Annotated in this window: 17 protein-coding genes; 7 read left to right on the forward strand and 10 right to left on the reverse strand. The window is 54.6% G+C overall.

Annotated elements, in window-relative coordinates:
• Window positions 1-183: 183 nt before the first annotated feature.
• Window positions 184-1,893: a sensor histidine kinase gene (locus tag MBOO_RS05775; RefSeq protein WP_012106649.1), complete on the reverse strand. Its 1,710-nt coding sequence runs from the start codon at window positions 1,891-1,893 to the stop codon at window positions 184-186.
• A gap of 182 nt (window positions 1,894-2,075) precedes the next feature.
• Between MBOO_RS05775 and rbcL the strand changes: the two genes are divergently transcribed.
• Both rbcL and uvrB read left to right on the forward strand, forming a co-directional pair.
• A complete protein-coding gene (rbcL, locus tag MBOO_RS05780) occupies window positions 2,076-3,368 on the forward strand; it encodes a type III ribulose-bisphosphate carboxylase (protein WP_012106650.1) in 1,293 nt (430 codons plus the stop codon).
• Window positions 3,369-3,431: 63 nt separating this feature from the next.
• Window positions 3,432-5,414 (forward strand): excinuclease ABC subunit UvrB, encoded by a 1,983-nt coding sequence (gene uvrB / locus MBOO_RS05785; RefSeq protein WP_012106651.1) that lies wholly within the window; start codon window positions 3,432-3,434, stop codon window positions 5,412-5,414.
• 58 nt (window positions 5,415-5,472) lie between these two features.
• Here uvrB and MBOO_RS05790 read toward each other — a convergent pair whose 3' ends face one another.
• The 3 genes from MBOO_RS05790 to MBOO_RS05800 form a co-directional block, all read right to left on the reverse strand.
• Entirely contained in the window at window positions 5,473-6,822 is a 1,350-nt protein-coding gene (locus tag MBOO_RS05790) for a PAS domain S-box protein (protein ID WP_012106652.1), read from the reverse strand.
• A 273-nt stretch (window positions 6,823-7,095) separates the two neighbouring features.
• Window positions 7,096-9,561: a DNA-directed DNA polymerase gene (locus MBOO_RS05795; protein WP_012106653.1), complete on the reverse strand. Its 2,466-nt coding sequence runs from the start codon at window positions 9,559-9,561 to the stop codon at window positions 7,096-7,098.
• A 3-nt stretch (window positions 9,562-9,564) separates the two neighbouring features.
• The gene (locus tag MBOO_RS05800; RefSeq protein ID WP_012106654.1) at window positions 9,565-10,431 is read right to left on the reverse strand and encodes a malate dehydrogenase; all 867 of its coding nucleotides are present in this window, start codon (window positions 10,429-10,431) and stop codon (window positions 9,565-9,567) included.
• A 117-nt stretch (window positions 10,432-10,548) separates the two neighbouring features.
• Between MBOO_RS05800 and MBOO_RS05805 the strand changes: the two genes are divergently transcribed.
• A complete protein-coding gene (locus MBOO_RS05805; protein WP_012106655.1) occupies window positions 10,549-11,439 on the forward strand; it encodes a dihydroorotate dehydrogenase in 891 nt (296 codons plus the stop codon).
• Window positions 11,432-12,196 (forward strand): dihydroorotate dehydrogenase electron transfer subunit, encoded by a 765-nt coding sequence (locus MBOO_RS05810; protein WP_012106656.1) that lies wholly within the window; start codon window positions 11,432-11,434, stop codon window positions 12,194-12,196. Before MBOO_RS05805 ends, MBOO_RS05810 begins: the two co-directional genes overlap by 8 nt.
• An 84-nt stretch (window positions 12,197-12,280) precedes the next feature.
• Here MBOO_RS05810 and MBOO_RS05815 read toward each other — a convergent pair whose 3' ends face one another.
• The 6 genes from MBOO_RS05815 to MBOO_RS05840 all read right to left on the reverse strand — a co-directional run bounded on the left by MBOO_RS05815 (window position 12,281) and on the right by MBOO_RS05840 (window position 18,854).
• Complete coding sequence (locus MBOO_RS05815; RefSeq protein WP_012106657.1) at window positions 12,281-13,762, reverse strand: ATP-binding protein; 1,482 nt, start codon at window positions 13,760-13,762, stop codon at window positions 12,281-12,283.
• The gene (locus MBOO_RS05820) at window positions 13,759-14,616 is read right to left on the reverse strand and encodes a PAS domain-containing protein (RefSeq protein WP_012106658.1); all 858 of its coding nucleotides are present in this window, start codon (window positions 14,614-14,616) and stop codon (window positions 13,759-13,761) included. The genes MBOO_RS05815 and MBOO_RS05820 overlap by 4 nt, the downstream gene beginning before the upstream one ends.
• Before the next feature lie 163 nt (window positions 14,617-14,779).
• Window positions 14,780-15,385 (reverse strand): molybdenum cofactor guanylyltransferase, encoded by a 606-nt coding sequence (gene mobA / locus MBOO_RS05825; protein ID WP_012106659.1) that lies wholly within the window; start codon window positions 15,383-15,385, stop codon window positions 14,780-14,782.
• The gene (locus MBOO_RS05830; RefSeq protein WP_012106660.1) at window positions 15,382-16,311 is read right to left on the reverse strand and encodes a ketopantoate reductase family protein; all 930 of its coding nucleotides are present in this window, start codon (window positions 16,309-16,311) and stop codon (window positions 15,382-15,384) included. Before MBOO_RS05830 ends, mobA begins: the two co-directional genes overlap by 4 nt.
• 87 nt (window positions 16,312-16,398) lie before the next feature.
• Window positions 16,399-16,857, reverse strand: coding sequence for an MGMT family protein (locus MBOO_RS05835; protein ID WP_012106661.1), 459 nt, complete (start codon window positions 16,855-16,857; stop codon window positions 16,399-16,401).
• Entirely contained in the window at window positions 16,848-18,854 is a 2,007-nt protein-coding gene (locus MBOO_RS05840; RefSeq protein WP_048068630.1) for an ATP-dependent DNA helicase, read from the reverse strand. Before MBOO_RS05840 ends, MBOO_RS05835 begins: the two co-directional genes overlap by 10 nt.
• A 219-nt stretch (window positions 18,855-19,073) precedes the next feature.
• Here MBOO_RS05840 and purB point away from each other — a divergent pair, with 219 nt between their 5' ends.
• From purB to MBOO_RS05855, 3 genes are all read left to right on the forward strand, one after another.
• Entirely contained in the window at window positions 19,074-20,414 is a 1,341-nt protein-coding gene (purB, locus tag MBOO_RS05845) for an adenylosuccinate lyase (protein ID WP_012106663.1), read from the forward strand.
• Window positions 20,415-20,555: 141 nt separating this feature from the next.
• Window positions 20,556-22,346: a PAS domain-containing sensor histidine kinase gene (locus MBOO_RS05850; protein ID WP_012106664.1), complete on the forward strand. Its 1,791-nt coding sequence runs from the start codon at window positions 20,556-20,558 to the stop codon at window positions 22,344-22,346.
• Window positions 22,343-22,708 (forward strand): response regulator, encoded by a 366-nt coding sequence (locus MBOO_RS05855; protein WP_012106665.1) that lies wholly within the window; start codon window positions 22,343-22,345, stop codon window positions 22,706-22,708. Before MBOO_RS05850 ends, MBOO_RS05855 begins: the two co-directional genes overlap by 4 nt.
• Window positions 22,709-22,748 lie beyond the last annotated feature (40 nt).

Here is a 22,748-nt window from a genome sequence, read left to right on the forward strand (position 1 = left end):
AAAGGCAGGATGCGGTATCCGGCTTTTAGCCCATGAACGGGGTAGCCACCGGATGGTGATCCGTCCGATCCCCATGGCTACCAACCCTTCTGCCGGGGATATCCGGGGTGCCCGTTTCTCCCCGAATTATGAGGCGAGCACCGGGATGACCGTCAGGTCAAGCCACAGCACAGGATCTCTCCCCTACCTGAGAAAGGTATCCCCTGTAACCCGGAAAGATCCCGACGGAGCAGTGATCTCGAAGCGTGCCCCCTGCCCCGGGATACCGTTTTCGCGAATAAAAAGACCGGTGCCAGCGAGAATCTCATGTGAGAGGAAGAGCCCAAGTCCGGTGTTTTTTCCAAAACCCCGGGCAAAGAGCCGCCCCTTGTCTGTATCCCCGATTCCGGTACCATCATCTTCGCAGACGATAACCAGGGAATCTCCTTCATGCCGGCAGGAGAACCGGACCATGCTCAACCGGCTGCCTCCATGCCGGACGGCGTTTTCCAGGAGATTGATGATCACTTTGACCAGCAGTGGATCCGCAAACAGCTCGGTTCCCCTGCAGTCCTCTGTTACCCGTATTTTCCCCAGATCAACCTGACTCTTTGCCGAGGCTATGCAGGCAGAGAGATCCTGCCAGGCAGGTGATTTCACCCCCATCTCCTGGTAATCCCGGGTAAAGGCAACCTCATCCCGGATCATCCGTGCAATTTCGTCTACCTGCCGGAGGTACCTGTCCCGTACGGCCGGATCATGGGTACTCCTGATCAGGTCAAGGTATACCATGAGACCGGTAAGCTTGTTCATCATATCGTGCCGGGTAACCGTAGAAAGGAGGTTGAGTTTCCGGTGAGCGGAAGCAAGAGCATCGAGAGCCATATGGCGGTCGGTGATGTCGCGGAGTATAAAGAGATGTCCGGTCGGTGACTGGCCGGAGATACGAAGCTGCCGGCACGTGACATCGTACCACCGGGAGCTGCTTTCATTTGGGATTACGATCTCCTGATGGCTTTCTGCTATGCAGCCGTCATTGGCAACAAACACGGATAACTGGGGAAAGGGGGAGGTAATGACCTTGCCAATAAGTTCGCCCGGTACCTGGGCGATCGTTTGGGCTGCGGGGTTGAGGTCAAGGATCCGGTTGCTGATGTCGGCAACAATAATGCCATCACTTATAGCAGAGAAGACCTGCGGATACGCAACCGGCAGGGTAAGGAAGAGATGGTAGCGAAAGAGACCAACCGCCAGAATGATTCCTACCGCTGTGAAGGTAAAGGGGGTCAGATCCAGGCCTGGGACCGGGTCAATGGGCGAGAGGTAGACAAAGTTTGCCAGTACCGGCACGATCACGGCTATCCCGAGGATCAGGATCTGCCTCCGGTATACTGCAGGAGCGCCGGAAAAGCGCGAAGCAAGGAGGATAAGGGAGACTATCAGCAGAATGTAATTATAGCCGACATTTATCCAGAAAAGCGGCCCCCTTGTAAAGATCCAGAGAACAGAGCCCGCAACCTGCCCGGGGTATATCAGGGAATAATAGAGATGGTGAAGGGGATCTGTTGCCACCAGCAGGACTACAATGGCAGGCACTATCATGAGCAGGCCGACATTCCGGGCCGTGACATACCGGGGACGACCGGTATAACACAGGACAACCAGCAGCCAGGCCACAGGTACGGTTACAATCCCGATATACTCCAGATCCGTGAAGAACAGGGTGGTGGCCAGATCGGCTGTGATCAGCTGCACTGCGTATGCGGTTGTCCAGAGCGTGACTGCACCCATAAGGACTGCAAACGGCAGGGCCACCGGGTTGGAACGGTTCCGTATGCTGATATAGGCTATAATACCGGTCAGCCCTCCGGACAGGAGAAGGGGGAAAAAAAACGGGGAATACTGGAGGATCATCCGTTCATCTCGGACATCCGCTATGGCGGGTGTATAATATTTGCTATCACTATAACACAAACAAGATATTGAGCATTTCGAAATAATACCGGCTATTTTTCCCGATATTTATTCTGGGGAATGTTCTGCCCAAACTCAAGATTTTTGAATCATGCCTGCATTTGTAGGTACAGGGATAGCTTATGGCAATCGATTGGTACAATGAATTCGTTGATCCGAACTACAAACCCGCTAATGATGATCTTGTCTGTCTTTTTTACTTTGAACCGGCAGCAGGAATAACCGACAAGGAGGCGGCCGGACGGATCGCTTCCGAAAGCTCGACTGGCACTTGGACAACGCTTGCCACACTGCCTCCACGGATGAAGAAACTGGAGGCAAAGGCGTTTGAATTTGATGGCCACTATGTCAAGGTCGCCTACCCACTCGCACTCTGGGAAGAAGGAAATGCCGTGCAGCTGCTGAGCGGGATCGCGGGCAATATCTTTGGTATGAAAGCGCTCAAAAACCTGCGCCTCATTGATGCGACCCTTCCCTCCGCGTACACCCGGGAATTCAAAGGCCCCCATTTCGGGATGGACGGGATCCGGAAGATGATGGGGATCCGTGGCCGGCCACTTACCGGTGCCGTGCCCAAGCCAAAGATTGGTTTTTCGGCAAAGGAGCACGCCGAGATCGGGTACGAGACCTGGATGGGTGGATTCGATTTCGTCAAGGACGATGAAAACCTCACTTCGACATCGTTTAACCGGTTCGATGACCGTGTGAAATATATGACGAAGCTCCGCGATAAGGCAGAAAAGGAGACCGGTGAGAAAAAATCGGCATTTCTCAACATTTCTGCCGATGTGGAGACGATGAAGAAGCGGGCCGACCTGCTCGTTGAGTACGGCTGGAACTACGCGATGATCGATGTAGTAGTTGCCGGAACCGCGAGCGTCATGACGATGCGGGACTACTGTTCCGATCTCGGCCTTGCGATCCACGCCCACCGCGCATTTCATTCGGCATTCGATCGGAACAAAAAGCACGGGATGACTATGTACTTCCTCGCAAAGCTCATGCGCCTGATAGGGGTCTCCCAGATCCATACCGGGACCGCAGTGGGCAAGCTTACCGGGACAAAGACCGAATCGATTCTTCTTGCCGATCTCCTGCGAAAGCAGAAGATACAGGAAGTCTCCCACCAGTGCCTTGCTCAGGACTGGGGAACGATAAAGACGGCATTCCCGGTCTCATCCGGCGGCCTGCACCCGGGCCTTGTTCCCGATGTGCTCGATATCTACGGCACGGATCTTGTGCTGCTTGTCTCCGGAGGTATCCACGGCCACCCGAAAGGAACCAGGGCCGGGGCAAAGGCGACCATGCAGGCGATCGAGGCATGGCAGGAAGGGATCACGCTCGATGAGAAAGCAAAAAAAGCAAAGGAACTCAAAGAGGCCCTTGCCAAGTGGGGCTACTACAAACCGAAGTGACGGCATCACCTTCATGCCGCATTCCCATCCCTTTTTATATCCCGGTAAAAACACTTAAGCACCGTGACTGGTTTCGAGCTCGTATCGTCTTTTCTCCCGGCCGGATCGCAGCCGGAAGCAATTGCACAGCTTAGCGACGGCCTTGCTGATAACGCCCGGTTCCAGACTCTGCTTGGGGTCACCGGGTCAGGCAAGACGTTTACTATGGCAAACGTGATCGCCGCTGCCAATAAGCCGACGCTGGTGATAGCCCATAACAAGACTCTTGCCGCCCAGCTCTACCAGGAGTTCTGTGATTTCTTCCCGCACAACCGGGTGGAGTATTTCGTTTCTTATTATGATTATTACCAGCCCGAGTCCTATATCCCGGCAAAGGACCAGTACATTGAGAAGGATTCTGCGATCAACCCGAAAATTGAGATGCTCCGCCTTTCTGCCACGGCCTCGCTCTCCCACCGGCGCGATGTGATCGTGGTTGCCTCGGTCTCCTGTATCTTTGGTTTGGGCAATCCCGAAAACTTCCGGAATCTCGGGTTCGATCTTTCTGTCGGCCAGAAGATCCCGCGAAACGAGATCATGAGCCGGCTTCTGGATATCCAGTTCGAGAGGAACGATATCGACCTCTCACCGGGCCGGTTCCGGGTCAAGGGCGACATCATTGATATTGTTCCCGGGTACTTCAATGACATTATCCGGATCGAACTCTTCGGAGACGAGATCGAGAAGATCCGTGAGGTGGACAAAAATACCGGGGCCAAAAAAGAGGAGATGAAATATTTTTACGTGTATCCTGCCCGCCACTTTGTCACCCCGGAGAGCGCACAGAAAACTGCTGTTGCGTCGATACAGGAAGAGCTCGACGAAGTCCTTCCCACACTGGGACTTGTCGAGGCACACCGCCTCAGGCAGCGGACAAATTTCGATCTCGAAATGATCCGCGAGACCGGCTCCTGCAAGGGAATCGAAAATTATTCGCGGCACTTCGATGGGAGGAAAGCCGGCGAGAAACCCTACTGTCTGCTCGACTATTTCCCCGATGACTTCCTGCTGATCATCGATGAGAGCCACCAGACGATCCCGCAGCTGCACGGTATGTACAACGGCGACCGCTCGCGCAAGGAGACACTGGTGAATTATGGGTTCCGCCTTCCCTCCGCGCTCGACAACCGTCCCCTGAAGTTCTTCGAGTTCGAGCAGTACATGCGACAGGTGGTTTTTGTCTCGGCGACACCCGGCCCGTACGAATTAAAACATTCCACGCAGGTGGTCGAGCAGATCATCCGCCCCACCGGTCTTGTCGATCCCTCAGTCGAGGTCAGGCCGATCGAAGGACAGACCCTTGATGTAATCGAGGAGGTCAAAAAGACCATTGCCCGGGGAGACCGGGTGCTTGTGACCACACTCACGAAGAAACTTGCTGAGGAACTTTCCGAGTATCTTGCAGACAAAGGGATCCGAACCCGGTATCTCCATTCGGAGATCCAGACCCTGGAGCGTACTGAGATCATCCGCGAATTACGGCTGGGCAAATTCGATGTGCTGGTTGGGATCAACCTCCTGCGGGAAGGGCTTGATATTCCTGAAGTAGGATTCATCGGGATCCTTGATGCCGACAAGGAAGGATTTCTCCGCGATACCCGCAGCCTGATCCAGATCATCGGCAGGGCAGCCCGGAACGTGAATGCGAACGTTGTGCTGTACGCAGATTCCATGACTGACTCCATGAAATCTGCAATTTCCGAGACAAGGCGCCGGCGCGAGATGCAGATCGCGTATAACGAAAATCATCACATCACTCCGCAGACCATCATAAAGCCGGTCAAGGAAAAAGAGGTGGAGATTAAGGACACAAAGCACGTGCCCAAAGCAGAGATCCCCAATGTTGTGATCGAGCTCGAGAAACAGATGCGGGATGCCGCGGACAGCCTCGATTTCGAGAGGGCGATCGCGCTCCGGGAACAGGTGAAAAAACTCAACGAGAGGCTTAAGGAAGCCGGGAGTTACACCGGACACAAGGAGAATACAAAACAGAAAAAACGCTCTTGACCTGTGGGAAGGTTACGCCTGCTGATTCCGCCCGGGAAAATATAACCTTTCGCGATTGTCAGCGAACCAGGCCTTCCCGGGCCCCACCGGTATCGCTGATATCCTGGATACCTACCATGTAATACCGCTTGATAAATTCCCTCACTTTCTCCGATTCTATCCAGCCCATGTCGAGCTGGGTTACGATCCGGTCGATTTCACGGGCCTGCAGGATGATCTTATCCGATACATCCCCGGGTGCAAGACTGGAGAGACCGACAATGACAGCAAGCGGATTCCTGATGTGATCGCCAAGGATGGCAAACTGCTCGATATTCTTCTCAATCTGCTCCAGGGCCTGCCGTTTTACGGATTCCATCTGCTTGCGGTCGGTGATATCTATAAACGAGGCCATGATGCAGACCGGGTTGCCGGTCTCATTCCTTACCAGGTTAATCCAAAGCATGACATAAAACTGCGTCTGATCCGTTTTTTTGAGCAGGATCTCGCCAAGCCAGCTCCCTTTGTGCGAGAGTGTGTCCCGTATCTTTTCGATCTCCTGAGGTGATGCCATACATTTCCAGAGATTTGTGCCGGCAAACTCCCTTTCGCTGCGGGAGCCCATCATGGAAATCAGAGAATGGTTCACGTACGTGATCGAAAAATCAAGATCCATAATCGCAATCGCATTCAGCGAGGAACTGATCGCATGATCTTTGATAATAAGCGATTCCTCGGCCTGCTTACGGGCGGTAATATCTACGATCGTACAGACAAACTGGTCATCCGGAAGCATTCCTGCAGAAAGCAGCATCCACCGGGTGGCGCCGCCCTTTGTCACAAACCGGGTTTCCAGGTTCTCCACATTACCCTGGCTGGCAAGGCGCTGGAAAAACCGGTCCCGGTCTGCCGCATCGGCCCACAGGTCAACGAATGTTCTTGCTTCGATTTCGGCGGGCTCGTACCCGAGTGTATCTGCAAAGCGTCGGTTTACCTCATTTACTTTATGATCCGGGTTATTCACAAGGCCGATACCTGCCTCAGAATGGTTGAAGATACCCCGGTATTTTACCTCGTTTTTGCGCATATGAATGGCAAGGCTTGAAACAACCGCTGCTACCCCGATAACCACAAGGCATGTAACAAAGGAAGCCGCTACCTGGGCAACCGTACCCCCGGTCACGAAAGCGACAATGGCAATAAACAGGGCAGAGACCCCGATTGCGTACGAGATTCCCCAGCGGGGGTACCAGTACGCTGCAAGGACAATCGGGATATAGAGAAGATTTGCAGCCACGGCCGCTGTTCCATAATGGAGCGCAAGAATGTTGATGAGGATTGCAATGATGGTTGTGGCAACGATAATAAACAGCCAGAGGTCTACAAAACTTTCTTCTCGTTCCCCCATGAGAGATGGTTGTCCTGTCATGCATTCACTTCATTATGGCGGGTTACTAAGGATGGCAACCACCCGGCTACACGGCGTTTCTCCGTCATCGTCTCTGATTCCTCATTGCACAAATGGATATTAATAGTTTTCTATTATCCGGGGCATAAAGACCCACAAGGAAAGCGGCATTTGAAAAGAAAGCAGACAAAATCCTGTATTTTGGGATATTTCCAGAATTATGGAGGGAAACGGGATATCAGGCCCGTTCATCGCGCCGGATGGAGCATCCCCTCGTTTTTGCATCCCGGAAAATTATCCAAATCCCCACCGGGCAAGTGTTGTATGCGAGGGATCGACATCCTTCCATGTCCAGCCCAGCGCCTCGATAATTCGTGATATCGGCTGCTCGATAGTCTTTTCAAGCATCAGCTCCCAGTCCGGGACAAATTCTTTTGGCACCTGATCGGCATACTCAAAACAGAGCACATCTGTTTTGGGGTACTTCCCGGTCACGGTTTTGATGTAGATGCGCTTGGGTTTGCTGCCCTTCCCAAACTCCGTGTGCAGGTACTGGTTTGCATACCGTGCTCCCCGAACCTGCGCATCATCGGTTTCGTAATCGTCAAGGGACTTGCCGATCCCGCCCGGGATCCCTGCTTCATCAAGGGAAAATTTACCGGCGCGGTATTTTGTAATGATCTCTCCAAGGTAGGTCTTGATCTCTGCAAAGTCTGCTCCGGCAAGAATCGATTCCATCACCTTCGACTGCACGATCTTGGTGATCTGCGGGGTATCGCTGCGCCGGATCTCAAAACCCACAATATCGATCTGATCTGCTTCTTTTCCCTCTTTCCAGACAAGCCTGCCGGCATACCTCTTCTTCTTTCCCGCCTGGAAAAACCGAGCATAGATCTTCTCGAACTTGATCGAGAAGTAATGGGTATCGGCATTCAGCACGTTCCGGGCAAAGTCCTGGTAACTTGTATTGAGTTTTTTCTCAAGCGTTCTTGCGGTCTCGATGGTCTTTTCCCGGTCAAGGGGAGGGATCTGCACCATGCAGGAATCCGTATCCCCGTAAATAACTTTATAGCCCTCCTGTTCGATGACGTGACGGGTGTGTTCGATAATGGCCCGGCCTACCGAGGTGACTGCTGCCCCGATCTCACGGTCAAAAAGCCGGAACCGGGTATAGCCTGAAACACCGTAGTAGGTGTTCATGATCACCTTGAGCACATTCTGCTGCATATCGTAGAGAACGTACTGCGCCGAGCCGTAAGGGAAGGTATTGCGGAGGTTCTTTTTTGCATCCCTCTCCTTTAACAGTTCCGAGAGAATGCTCCTTGTCAGCCCGTCGGGTTGTTTGCGGAACCGGATGCCGTTTGGCGCTTTGAGCTCGCCTTCGGGATCCTTTGTTTCGGGAGAGGCGTTGATGGTCATCATCGCCATGGGGTAGAGCGATTTGAGATCGAGCACCACCACGTTCTCCCTCACCCCTTTACTGGGTTCAAAGACCGTGGCACCCTCAAATTCTTCGGCATTTGCAAAACCCTTCGAGGGAAGAATGTACTTCCCGTGCGCCTTGCGCAGGATATACACATCGATCACACTCGATGAATTCAGGGTCTTGTCAAGGGGGCACCCGACATACCGGGCGATCTCCCGGTAAAAGCTCACAATAGAGTCTTTCCGGTCGATCGCAACGCAGAGCTCGACATCCTTAAAGTTGTACTCTACGAGGAGGGCCGGCTGCTTTCTCCAGAGGTCCGAGATAGTGCCGGTATACCTTACTTTCCTCTCACCCACTTCTTCCTCGGCAACGGCATCGAGGCGGTAGGATTCCTTGAGGGTCGAATGCATCTTTTTGTAACCGGTCAGGAGATCAAAGAGTGCTCTGCCGCGGACAGCGTTCCTCTCGGTCATGCCGGGGAGACGGGCAAGAAGGACCGGGGAGAGACCAAGTTTTTCCATACGGCCGGTGATATAGGGCATATCGAAATCAACGAAATTCCATCCCGAAAGGACATCAGGATCGCGCCTTGCAATGTATGCGCCAAACTCCCGGAGCATTGACGCTTCGTTGTCATAGGTGCAGATGGTGTGGACGCCCTTTTTGAAACAGCCGTTTTTAAGCCCCCCCGCAGCCTCTTTTTCCGCAATCTCACCCGGCAGTATGGCGCTTCCGAGAAGAAACGTGGTATAATCATTGTCGAACGAATCGTAACAGGTGATACAGATGATCGCATCCCTTTGCGCATCCGGGAAACCGCGCTCATCCTCACATTCGATATCGATCATGCAGACGCGGGCCGGGGCATCGGATTCCGCGGGAATAAGGGCCTGGTACTCCACCGTAGTGGAAGGTGAGGTAACGGCACCGGTCAGGCCGCAGTCGATCATAAACCGTGTTGCAAACGGGATGTCTGCTTCGAAATGGCGGTATCTCTCCCGGATCTCCCGGACATCACCTGGCCTTGTGGTATACAGTCGTCTGAGTTTCTCTCCCCGGATCGAGCGGTAAAGGGTATCGGGCTCAACGGTCACCCGGGCCGGGGGGATCTGCCCTACCTGCTCTTCAGGCACATAGAAGTAGGGGAGGAAGCCGGTGACATCGATCCGGTGGGCGGTACTTCCTGTATCCCGTCCGAAAATATGAATCACCGGTCCGTCAGGAGTATTGCTATACTCCACCTGGTTAATCGCGATCGTCACCGGAATGTTTTCCTCATTGGCCCGGGCCACGGCAAGGATATCTGCAGATCGCATCACTTGGGTGGGCATGATCTATGGCACCACCGTACGACAGAGATTCCGGACAAACGCTCCTGCATCAGCCATTTTTTCCTGCTCCCACCGGTCAAGATCCCAGGTGACAATCTCCCGGATTCCATCCGTCCCGATCCGGGCAGGAACACCAAGCGAACAGTCCGAAAGCTGGTACTCCCCCTTAAGCACCGCAGAACAGGGGATCGTTTCCTTTGTTCCGGAAAGCAGCATTTTCAGGAGTGTGATGATATGGTATGCCGGCCCAAAGACCGTGCCCCCCTTGCCTTTGATCACATCCATGCTTGATCCCTGGAGTTCCTGGAGAATCTCAAGACGCAGGTTTTCTTCGATTGGCCTCTTGAGCCGGGAAAATACCGGTACCTGGTGTTCGCCGTGCTCCCCGAGTACAGCCGCAGGACCGTTAAGACCCCGCCGGTGCAGAGCTAAGGCAAACCGTGCGCTGTCCAGCTGGCCGCCAAAGCCGATGCAGCGCTCCCGGGGCAGGCCGGTGAGCCGGTGGAGGAGGTAGTTGTTTATGTCCATGGGATTTGTTACAGTGACCAGAATACCGGAGAAACCATCAAGCAGCCCGGCACAGGCCCGGACTACCGGAAGATTTGCCGCAAGAAGATCCGCCCGGGTTTTTATATCCGGGTTACGGGGCAGGCCGGCAGCAAATACGCAGATGTCGGCATCCTTTATGTCGCTGGGATCGGTAGAAAGAAAAACCGGAAGACCGGTATGGCTGATATCGAGGACCTGAGCCCGGAGAAAGGTGGGATCCTGGTCGTACAGCACCAGTTCATCAGCGAGCCCCATGAGGGTGGCAAGGGAGGCTACCTCTCCCCCGATCCTCCCAACCCCCATCACTGCAAGCCTCGTCATATCCTTTCTCCTGCATTACCTATGGATCCCACCGATTTAAGTGACTGTCGACAACAGGATCGAGTCTGCCGGTGTTAAAGATGTCCTTTATAACACATCACGTCCATCTTCTGATGGATGGTCGTACTCAGGACGGAACCGGTGACGATAGGCGGCGTGACCCTCAATAACCATCTCCTTCTTGCTGCCGGCGTTCTCGGGACAACCGGCGCATCGTTATCAAGGGTGCTTGCCTGCGGTGCTGGTGGCGTAGTGACAAAATCGATCGGCCCGCAGCCAAAAGACGGGCATGCTGGTCCCTGTATCGCCCTGCTTGACGACGGGATCCTCAATGCTATGGGGCTCCCCAATCCCTCAAGGGAATTTACCGGGGAATTATCGGGTCTTGGGAGTAAGCCGGTGATAGTAAGTATCTTTGGCGGGGACCCGGAGGAATTTGCAGAAGTGGCCGGGTGGTTTAAGGGGATGGCCGCCGGCCTTGAGCTCAATCTCTCCTGCCCCCATGCGGAAGGCTATGGGGCCTCTATAGGTGTGAACCCGGATCTTGTGGAAAAATGCACGCGTGCAGTCAGTACTCTTGGTATGCCTACCTGGGTGAAACTGACACCGAATGTCACGGATATAACGGCAATCGGAAAGGCAGCAGAGCGTGGGGGCGCGTCGGCAATTGTGGCCGTTAACACGGTAAAAGCCATGCGCATATCCACTGCACTCCGGCGGCCGGTGCTGGGAAACCGGTACGGCGGCCTTTCCGGGGAAGCCATATTCCCGGTGGCTGTCCGCTGTGTCTATGAACTGTATGAAGCCTGTTCCCTCCCCATTATTGGGTGCGGCGGGATCTCTTCTGCCGATAACGTGATTGAGATGATGATGGCAGGGGCCTGTGCCGTTGAGATTGGCAGTGCCGTGCAGAAGCATGACATCACCGTCTTTGAAACCATAAAAAACGACCTGTACGCAAAGAAAGGGATCGATCCCGCAGAGATCATAGGGTGTGCCCATGGATGAGCAGCTGCCGGTGCAGGTGACCCTCACCGAGATAAAAACAGAGACCCCCTCGGTAAAGACGTTCTTTTTCGATCGCACATTTGCGTTTGAGCCGGGCCAGTTCGTTATGGTCTGGGTCCCGGGGGTAGACGAGGTTCCCATGGCGCTCTCCTCGCCAAACAGTGTCACGGTCCAGAAAGCCGGCGATGCAACCGGCGCCATGTTTGATCTCCGCGTGGGGATGGGACTGGGAATACGCGGCCCCTATGGGAAGGGTTTTACCCGGGGCGAGAAGATGCTTGCAATTGGCGGGGGTGTGGGAGCAGCACCGCTTCTCCCGCTCGCCCGGTCGGACTGTGTGATGACCCTGCTCCTTGGTGCACGGACCGAAAAGGAACTCCTCTTTGTCGACCAGCTGGACGAGAGCACCGATGTTATTATTGCAACTGATGACGGATCCCTTGGGCAGCACGGGTACGTCACCGATCTCTTCAAAGAAATCAACCCTGCAGTGTACGACAGGATTGCGGTCTGCGGGCCGGAGCCGATGATGCGTGCGGTGCTTGCTGCTGTCGATACTATCGGGTTTGCCGCTAAAACGGAATTTTCTCTTCACCGGTACATGAAATGTGGTGTGGGCATCTGCGGTTCCTGCTGCATCGATCACGAGGGCCTGCGTGTCTGCCGGGACGGCCCGGTCTTCTCTGGCGAACAACTCAAAAAGAGTGAATTCGGGCATTACACCCGGGATGCAAGCGGCAGGAAGAAAAAGATCTGACCCGGTCTCCCCTGCCCGTACAATCCGTTTTTTATTGTTCCCACATTTTCCCGGGCTGACAAGAATGGTGTCCGGAAATCTCGTTTACTGCCAGCGGTCGCTCCGGTGGTTTCTTGCAACAAACCGGTAATTCCCTTTCGGGACATGCATCTCGAACCGGGCACCAGTTCCGGGAGTACCCGTCTCTTTTATGGAGAGCCCGGTAATGCTGAGGATCTCGACAATTAAAAACAGCCCGTACCCGGTGTTACGGAAGTATTCGCGCCGGAAGATCCGTGCCTTTGCATCATCGGGAATACCGATCCCGTTGTCCTCGCAGCAGAGTACCAGCCCGGTATCTGTCTCATAGTACGAGAACCGGATAAGGGTTACATGCCTGCCGTGGACCAGCGCGTTCTCGATCAGGTTTGCGAATACTTTGGGAAAGCCGGCATCGGCAAAGATCTCCAGGTCAGCTACCTGGCGGTCGATGATTACATCATCATTTCCCACTCCCGATGCGGCTTCCCCGATTACCTCATTGATATTGTGCCAGCGTGGTTCCCCGGATCCGATATCCTGGTACTCTCGGGTGAATCGGATCTGTTTCTGGATCATATCTGTAACCTCGCCAATCTTGTCGATATACCCGGTCACGTGGGGATCGGTCTCGGTCTCCCGTATGAGCGCGAGGTACATAACAATCACTGTGATCTGGTTGAGGATATCATGGCGGGTGACCCCGGAGAGGGTGTTAATCTTGTGGTTGGCAAGCCTGATCGCAGCCTCAAAGCGTTTTCTTTCCTCGATCTCCGCGGAAAGTTCCCGGTTAACGCGCAGGAGCTCTTCAGTACGTTCATTCACCCGGCGTTCAAGATCTTCCCGTGCCCGTTCGATCACCTGCTCGGCAAGTTTTCTTGCGGTAATGTCGATTGCAGAGCAGATCACGATGTTACCGGATGCGACCGAGGCAGAGACAAGCATCTGGCGGATTGTCCCGTCACGCGCGGTAAAGAGCAGTTCGAGATCCCCGGTTTCCCATGAAGATCGAACCTGCCGGAGGAAATGGTCGCGGTTTCCTGCATCAGGTATGATGCGGGCCAGGTCAGTCCCGGCCAGCTCTCCTTTCTCATACCGGAGCATCTGTGCGCATTTTGCGTTCAGCTCCGCGATCCTCAGGGTACTGAGATCGAATGTAAAGATTCCTGCCTGGGAGTTCTCGAAGATTCCCCGGTATTTCCGTTCTTCTTCGCGCAATCCCTCGGCAAAAGAGGAGGTGACAACGCCAATGGTGACAAAGACCACAAACCATGCAGTGGAGATCGCCACATCCTGGGGATTAAATCCGCTGTACAGGTAAACAAGGATAATATAGGCAGAGCTTAACCCCAGGGAGAAATATACGCCCCTGCTCGGGTAGATGTAGACAAAGAGGATGATCGGCAGGAAGTAGATGAAGGGGAATACATCGTATATCCCAAGCGAGAGGGAGTAAATCGTCGATAAGATGGTAACGAAGATTGTAATAATGAGGGTGATCGTCCAGAAGATCTGGTGCTTCTTTTCCGACGAAAGAGTAACGCTCATGGCTTCCTCTCCTTTTCCCGGTCGGGTTTGACTGTCGGATCTCCTGAAAGGAGGGAATGTTCAAGCCTGCGGCGTTCAATGATCTCGTTTCGCAGTTCCTCATTTATCTGTTCCAGGTGTGCAGTGCGCTCCCGTACCTGGCGCTCAAGATCTTCGAGAGTCTGGCGGATCTCCTCATCGGCAACCCGGATATCGGTAACATTTACCACAGAACAGAGCAACATTCCCCTGGTCACATAGAGGGGGGAAAGGATCACCCGGATAACCCCTCCGCTCTTTTGCCGGAACAGGGCATCAAAGGCAATGCCGGCTTTTCCCGAAGTTACCTCATCGAAAAAGCGCTGGTGCGCGGCAGTGTCCGTCCAGACCGTGGTGACCGGTGTTCCCTGCAGCTCACCAAGTGAATATCCCAGCCACTGCGCACACTTCTGGTTGACTCCCCGGATCCGCAAAGTGCCGGGATCGAGACAGAAGATCCCCTCAAGGGTGTTCTCCATGATCTGCCGGATGCGGGCTTTTTCTTCGAGCAGGCCGTTTGCATAGGAAGATGCAACAACGGAAAGGGTGAGAAAAATGGCAAACCACGCGGTAGAAACGGCAATAAGGATCGGGTTAAATGATCCCAGGATATACACGAGACCGATATAGATTATACTGATAAGGAGAGTGAAGAGTACCGCTTTTTTGGGATAGAAATAGACCACGCAGATGATGGGGAGGATGTACAGGAAGGAAAAGACTGCAAATATGCCGTGGATGAGGGAAAAGATTGTGCCCAGAATCGCGGTGAGCGAGGCAATGGCCACGATTGTAAGGCGGAGAATAATCTCTCTGTCAGGCACTGGCGATCCCATGTACTGCGCTCTCCCGAAAAGCAGGTGCGACCTGCCACGGTATATCCCTTAATTTACAGTGGATTTTAATGCATATAATGTTAGAGGGCTCTTTGTCTCCTAAAAACCGGATGGGCATGCCGTATCCCCCCGGGAAAGGATCAGGATGGAAACCAGGATCCCGTCAATCGACTTTTTTGCCGGAAACGTGGTTGAGATGTTCGAGCTCTTCGAGCTTGTTGATGTTGGTAAATGTTTTCAGGCTTGGATCAAAACCCTGCAGATCCTCAACCGGAATATACCGGGCGTTGAGTGTCCGTACCATGGTCCGTAACGAGAGGGAAGTATGGCTCTCCAGGTACAAAAGAAGTGCGGATCTCCGGTAAACGGCATGCAGTGGTTCGATCATCTGTTCGTTCCACCGGGGAATTGCCGCATCATAGTCTCCGATTGCTCCGAAAAGATACGAGACTACCCGGGGATCGACAAACGGCATATCGCAGGCAGAAACAAAAAGGAGTTCTCCCTTTGCGGCTAGGGTGGCTGCATGAAGCCCCCCGATGGGACCAAGCCCCTGGCGTATATCGCTGATGCAGGTGATATTGTTCATTGCCTGGAACCGGGCACACTGATCCTGGTTGCGGGCAACGACCAGGATCTCATCGACCACACCTGACAGGGATTCGAGCAGGCGCTCGATAAATGTCCTACCCTGGTAGGTGAAGAAATACTTTTCCTGCCCGTTTGCCCTGCGGGCCTCACCGCCGGCAAGCACTACCGCAGATTTCATCCTGGAGCACCCTGTAAAACGAGCGCCTCGCGGAATTTCACCAGATCGGTAATACAGGCATTCACCGGTGTGGGAATACCGTGACCAGCCCCTTTTGCCACAATGGCACCGTTGAGGAAATCGATCTCGGTGCGGCGACCCCGGGTGATATCCTGGAGCATGGACGAATGATGCAGTGCAGTTGCCGGGAGCTGGACATTTTTGAGGTACTCCAGGTATTCGTCCGCTGTTTTCCAGGGAAGGCGGACCCCCTCTGCACTGACAATGGCAAAACCTTCGTGCACAATCCGGGTAATGATCCTCCAGGCAGCAGGCCGGGCAAGATCCCCATATGGCACTCCCATCACCGCACCCAGGGGATTTAATGCACAGTTATAGAGGGTTTTTCCCCAGAGCTCGGAGCGGATCTCCGGTGTGCCTTCAACCCGGATCCCGGCCCGGGCCATAAGAGAGACAAGCGTACGAACCGGGTCATCAAGACCCTCCGGGAACCGCCCGAGTCTGGCCGGGCCTGCCTCAACGGACACATGGACCTGGTTATCTGCCCGCCATTCAAAACCGGTGATGATCATTCCGCCGATTACCCTATTGGTGTATCTGCCGATGATCTCCTCATTTCCGATTCCGTTCTGCAGGCTCACGGTTTCGGTATCCCGAAGCGTGGCAGCATATTCCCGGCAGAGTGATTCGGTGTCCTGGGACTTTGATGTGATAATAATATAATCGTACCGGGCATTTTCAGGAACGCTCTCTGAAATGCTGAAGTGACCGGTATCGGATCCCCAGATGCCTGAGAGCGAAAAACCCTCTGCACGGATCGCCTCGGCGTTTTTTCTCCTGGAAACCGCGTCGACTTCGCAGACTGTGGAGAGCTTTGCCGCTACCGACAATCCCACCGCTCCTGCTCCCAGTACCAGAACTTTCATGCTCTGTTCGTCCCTTTTTCTTGTCTCTACTCTATTTCACGGAAGGGCAATTAGAGATTCCGAATATCCCGGGCCGGCGGCGAAAATTCACCCGGATTGATGGGCCTGTCGTTTCTTTGCTTTCTTCTCAAGCAGGAGGAGGTGCTCTTTGATCTCGGGAGCCGGGGTAAATCCGCCAATTCCGTTTGCCGCCACGACCCGGTGGCAGGGTACCACGAGTGGTGTAGGGTTATGGGCCATGGCGCGCCCCACGGCCCGGGGAGATGTACCCACAATTCGCGCGATATCCCCGTATGTCGCGGTACTGCCATACGGGATTTCCCGGACGGCGCGGTAGATGAGGGAGGAGACCGTATCCCCTTCACAGGCAACAGTCCTGAGTCCTGATAGGTCCATGAGACGACCGGCACAATATTTCTGTATGGGGGCCGGCACCGGGCCGGGTATACCTGTGGGTGCGAACCGGACACGGTGAATTGTATCGCCGCTCCACCAGACATGGACATGCCAGAGTCCGAGCCTGCATGACCCGCCAGTCACTTCCATTTCCCAAGTACCTCCCGGAACTTTGTGAAATCACATTCGATCATCTCGTCCCGGATCCATAAGGGCAGGGCCGAGTAAACACGCTTTTCCAAAAACCGGCGTTCGGCAAAGACAAGAACACCGCGATCCTCGGGAGTGCGCAGCACGCGACCGAGCGCCTGGAGGGCCCGGTTGATCGCTGGGAGGGTATAACAGAGGAATTCGCCTTCGTCACCATATTTGTGCCGGAAGTACTCGATAACCATCTTTCTGACCCGGGTAAACGGGGCAAGCGGCAGGCCCACCACCATCGCCCCGGAAAGCATTTCCCCCCGGTAGTCGAGCCCTTCACTCCATTTTCCCCCGCAGACCGCAAACATGATCCCTGAGTCCCCCTGTGCGGGAAGGGAGAGGAACTCATTAAGAGCAGCCCCTGCTCCTGCCGCATCACGGGGTTCAATGTAGATCTTCCTTCTGCTGATGTGGGAGGAGGCAAGCGATGCGTAGGATTCAAGAATCTGGTAACTGGGAAAGTAGATGGCCCGGTTCTTTTTGAGTGCGGCAAACACGGTAATATACTGCACGATCTTCTCGGTGTTCTCTCTGCTCTGGCGGAGGGAATATGCTGTTGTAATATCGTTTGCGCAGCAGATGATGCGGTTCTCTTTGGGAAACGAGTTGGGCAGGGCAAGGGTGGCAACGGATGCATTGTTGAAGTACAGCCGCCGGAAGCTGTCGACCGGCGAGAGCGTCCCCGAGATCAGGATACAGCAGGCATGCGTGGAACAGATCTCCGTTAATGGGGCAGACGGGTCGATATTCCTGACTTCAAGGAGGATGCCTTCATCAGTCCGTTTGTAGATGGTCAGATAGGCCGGGTTATTCGCTGACTGGGACAGGCGGTACATAAAAAGGGTCAGGCGCTCGATTGCCGTTTCGCGGAACTCTCCTGACTTCTGGTTTTTTTCCCGTATGGTCTCGGCAAGCCCCATGAGTTCGTCAACAATGTCGCCCATGTCCTTCCAGAGCGAGCCTTTGACAATCGCCCGATCGAAGATCCCGGGGTCGAACCAGTCCTCAGGCTCAGAAGAGTTTGCAAGGCCGGCCATGAACTCCGAGAGCCGGGGAAGGACGTGCTGCACCGCCTCTGCCCCTTTATGGAGCCGGCGCATCCCCGAAAGCTCGCGGGTGGCCTGCTCAATGTCTTTCTGGGCAAGCGCAATACTTTCGACCGATTGGATCACGTCTCCGCAGTTATGGGCTTCGTCGATCAGGAGCATCACGTCCTGGTCCTCCACATTGAGGTTTGCGTAGAGCTGCTCCCGGATTACACGATCAAAAAGATGGTGGTAGTTGAGGATCACCACATCGGCATTTTTCGCTGCCGAAAGCACGAGCTCATAGGGGCAGATATCCCCAGAAAATCCCCCGAGTTCCTGGGGCCGGACCGGGTCGTCGAGCATCCGGTCAGCTTTCGAGCGGACCTGGGCAGACGGGATCATCTTGACCCCGCCGCTCTCCCCGGGAACAAACTGGCGGCTCGCAATAAAATAAGGACAGAGAAGCGGGTGCTCCCGGTCCATTTTCCGTATCTGCTGGACGATGAAGGGATCCTTGATGGGGACAAGCGCCCCGCGTTCGGCCCGTTCGCGCATAAGGGCTGTAGAAAATGTCTTGACACCTTCGCAGCGCCGGTAAATATCTCCTTCTCCCCCTAAAGGACAGATGCTCTTTTTCCCGACAAGATATACGGTCTTGAGATCCGGCCGCTTCTTTTTGACAAGTGCAAGCTCCCGGACAAAGGTCGTGAGCTGGCTGACCGTTCTTACCGCAATTACGATCTTCCGGCCCCGGCGTTCTGCGAGAAGCGCAGAGATTACACTTGATTTCCCGCTGCCGGTCGGGGCATCGATCATGCCGATGCCGCCGTCCCGCGCTATCTGTGCGGCAAACGTCAGCATCTCGCGCTGGTGGGGGCGGTACTCGCTGTAGGGGAAGAACGGATCGAAACTGTCCATTGCCGGGGTACCATTGGCAGCCGGATGTTTTATGGGTGTGGGATGGGGAGTGAACATGTACCCTGCTTTTTGGATTGCACTCCGGCCCGATTTTTTTGCGGGAAGAGATCTTTGGACCCCAAAACCGTACATCCCGTTTGGAATCCACCGGTCATTTGGATCCCATGTTCCCTTTTCGATCCTCAACCGCTATATCCCCGCACATCCCAACTCTTCTGCATGGCAGTCCACCCCATCGAGTACCGCTATGGCACAGCGGAGATGCGCCAGGTCTGGAGCGAAGAGAACAGGTTCTCATGTGTGGTTTCAATCGAGGCTGCGCTCGCTCAGGCAGAGGCAGCCGAGGGCATGATCCCTGCGGAGGCGGCAGCGGAGATTGCAAAGAACGCTCCCCGTGCCTCCCTTGCCCGTGCAAAGGAGATCGAGGAAGAGATCAACCACGATATGATGGCCATTGTAAAAGCGATCTCGGAGGTCTCCGGGGAGTCCGGGCGGTGGGTGCACTATGGGGCCACCTCCAACGATATTCTCGATACGGCAACCGGCCTCCAGCTGGCGCAGGCGCTGGACCTCATCGATGAAAAACTGCGCAAACTTCTTGGGGTGCTGCTGCGGAGAGCCGAAGAGACGACAAACCTTGTTGCGGTGGGGAGGACACACGGGCAGCAGGGAGTCCCGACCACGTACGGCCTCCGGTTTGCCATCTGGGCAAGCGAGGTGGGAAGACATATCGAACGCCTTGAACAGCTCCGCCCCCGGGTTGCAGTAGGGCAGATGACCGGCGCTGTGGGAACACAGGCAGCGCTTGGGCCAAAAGGCATGGAGGTGCAGGCAGCGATCATGCAGATCCTCCATCTCTCTTCGGTGGATGTATCCAACCAGGTGATCTCCCGGGACCGGTACGCGGAATACTTCATGTTTCTTGCAAATGTCGCAACGACCCTGGACAAGATCGGTGTCGAGGTCCGTTCGCTCCAGCGCACGGAGATCGGGGAAGTGGAAGAGGCGTTTGGTGCCAAACAGGTGGGCTCCTCTACCATGCCGCACAAGCGCAATCCTATAAAATCCGAGCAGGTCTGCGGCCTTGCCCGGATCGTAAGGGCTGCGGTCGAACCGGCACTTCTCAATAATACACTCTGGGACGAGCGGGATCTCACCAACTCTTCCTGCGAACGGGTACTCTTCCCTGAGGCGTCCATCCTTACCGATCACTGCCTCCGGCTCATGACCACGGTCCTCGACAAGCTGGAGATCAATCGTGCAGCGATCCGGCGGAATCTTGCCTTCCTTCACGGGATCAACATGGCCGAGTCTGTGATGATCGAACTCACCCGGCGCGGCATGAACCGCCAGGATTCCCACGAAAAGATACGTCTCGCAAGCATGCAGGCGCTTGCGGAAAACCGGCCGCTTGCAGATGTGCTTGGGGAAGATCAGGACGTGCTCAGGTACTGTTCGCGGCACGACCTGGAAACCCTCCTTGCACCGGATTCTTACATTGGTACTTCCGCGGCACAGGTCAGCCGGGTGATTGGGAAACTCAGGCCACTTGTGCGTTAACTTCTCCGGTGCCGGCGGGACACATTCCCCGGTTTGTAGACAGGTACACGGATGAGCTGAGGTATTTCCTCTTTCGGTGGATCTCTTTTCCGGAGTCAATGACAGGTTTATAGGGTATCAGGGTAAACTCAAAGGTTAAGCATGGAACGACAGGTTACCCTCCGGGGATATTCATTCTCACATACCGATCTGGTCCGTTCCATCGTCATTGCCTCGCTGACTGTTTCTGTTATCCTGATAACCGCACTGGCTCTTGCCAAAAATGCCGGGGACCTCTATCCCCAGCTCTTTTATTTTCCCATCCTGTATGCAACGTATTTCTATCCCAAGCGCGGGATCATCCTTTCCGGCCTTTGCGGGGTCATCTACGAATGCCTGGTCTACTTCTCGCTCTACCCGGATGTTCTTGCACTCTGGTCGGCTACCGCCCAGGCCATCCTTTTTATCTGCATCGCGCTTGCCGTGGCTTACTTCACCAACCTGATCCGGGTATCCGAGGCCCGGTACCGGAGCATCTTTGAAAATTCCCTTCTCGGGATCATCCTTTTTGACAAGAACCGGTTTACGATCCGGCTTGCAAACCAGCAGGTGGCAACCATGCTCGGATATGAGGCAGAGGAACTGGGCGGGATTGCATTCTCCGATCTCTTCTTCTCGCAGGACTTCAAACGCAGGTTCTTTGAGCACCTTGGATCCGGTGAGGATATCAGGAATTTCGAGACCTGTTTTGTCACAAAGGACAAAAGGCCACACTGGGTCAACCTTTCCTGGAGCCGGATCGATGACACCATCGTGAGCTGCTCAATCACCGATATTGACGCGGAGAAATCTGCACGGGAACTTGCGGCAGACAGTTCGATCCAGTACCGCCAGGTGACCGAAAACTCGCCCACAGGTATGGTGATCACGGATCGCACCACAATCCTCTTTGCAAACCCGGCGTTTTTTTCCTTCTCCGGCTATGGGCAGGAAGAATGCTCCGGGATGAATCTTGCCGATCTGGTCATTCCTGAAGACAAAGACCGGTTCCGGTCGTTTTCTGATCGCTGGGGGTTTCTGGAGCCTGCCCCTGATCGTGATGAATTCCGGTTTCTCACCAAAAACGGGGAGACAAGGAGGGCTGTGCTCTACTTTACCCCGATTATCCGGAATAACCGTCCTGCGGGACTCGTCAATATCATTGACAATACCGAATGGGAGGAATACCGCGAACGGGTGGAGCAGACCAAGGAGCGGAGGCGCGAGATGATGCGGGCGGTTGCCCACGAGCTGCGGACCCCACTCCAGCCGGTGCTCGGGTACCTTAACCTCCTTCTCCAGGATCCTCCCGCTTTTGGGGTGACCGAGGAGACCCGGCAGATCCTTGAACGGTGTGCAAAGAGCGTGGACCGCGAGCGCCAGATCATCAACCAGATGCTTGAACTCTCGGTTCTCGAAGAAGAGGAATCCAGCCTTGACTACTCGGTCTTTCCCGTTGCCGGTATGATAAACAACGTAATCTCAGGAGGCGGGTATGCACTCAAGGCAGAGATCGCAGTTGATGTCCCGGCAGATCTTCTTTTTGATGCAGATCGCCAGAAACTCAGCTACGTTATCGATGTGCTGGTGGCAAACGGGGTGGCATATTCCAAGCCGCCACGGAAGATCTGGATTACGTACCGCGACTCGCCATCGCACCCTTTCCACCGGCTTGCTATCCAGGATAACGGTGTCGGGATCACTGAAGCCCAGCTTGATGAGATCTTCAAATCCGACGGAGGAACCGGGCCGGCACGTGAAGGTGTCGGCGGTACTGGCCTTTCACTTGCCATTGCAAAAAAGTATGTCCAGCTGCATGGGGGATATATCAGCGTGGACAGTATGGTAAACATCGGGAGCACCTTTACCCTCCATATCCCCAAAAAACGACCTGACGGGACGGAATTACCATGACGCGTAAGATTGTTGTCGTTGAAGACGACCAGCCAATCCTGGATCTCATGGAGATCCTGTTAAAGAAACTGGGGTACGAACCGGTTCTCATACCAAACGGGCTTGATGCCTTGTCCGCGGTAAAAGCGGATCCACCTGCCCTGATCCTGCTCGATATCATGATGTCGCCGCTTTCGGGCTGGGAATTTCTGGAACGGTTGCGGACGGAGTACAACCTGCGGGAGATACCGGTACTTCTCTTTACCGCATCCCCCAATGTCCCGGAAAAGATGAGAACCCTCAACGATCCTCTCGTGGGTATTCTCCAGAAACCGGTTACCTTCAATGAACTCAGGACAGCCATTGAGAAGTTTCTGGGATAACCGGCAGTGCCAGAGAACGTTTTGTTCCGTCCACGTTCAT

Source organism: Methanoregula boonei 6A8 (assembly GCF_000017625.1).
GTDB classification, from domain to species: domain Archaea; phylum Halobacteriota; class Methanomicrobia; order Methanomicrobiales; family Methanospirillaceae; genus Methanoregula; species Methanoregula boonei.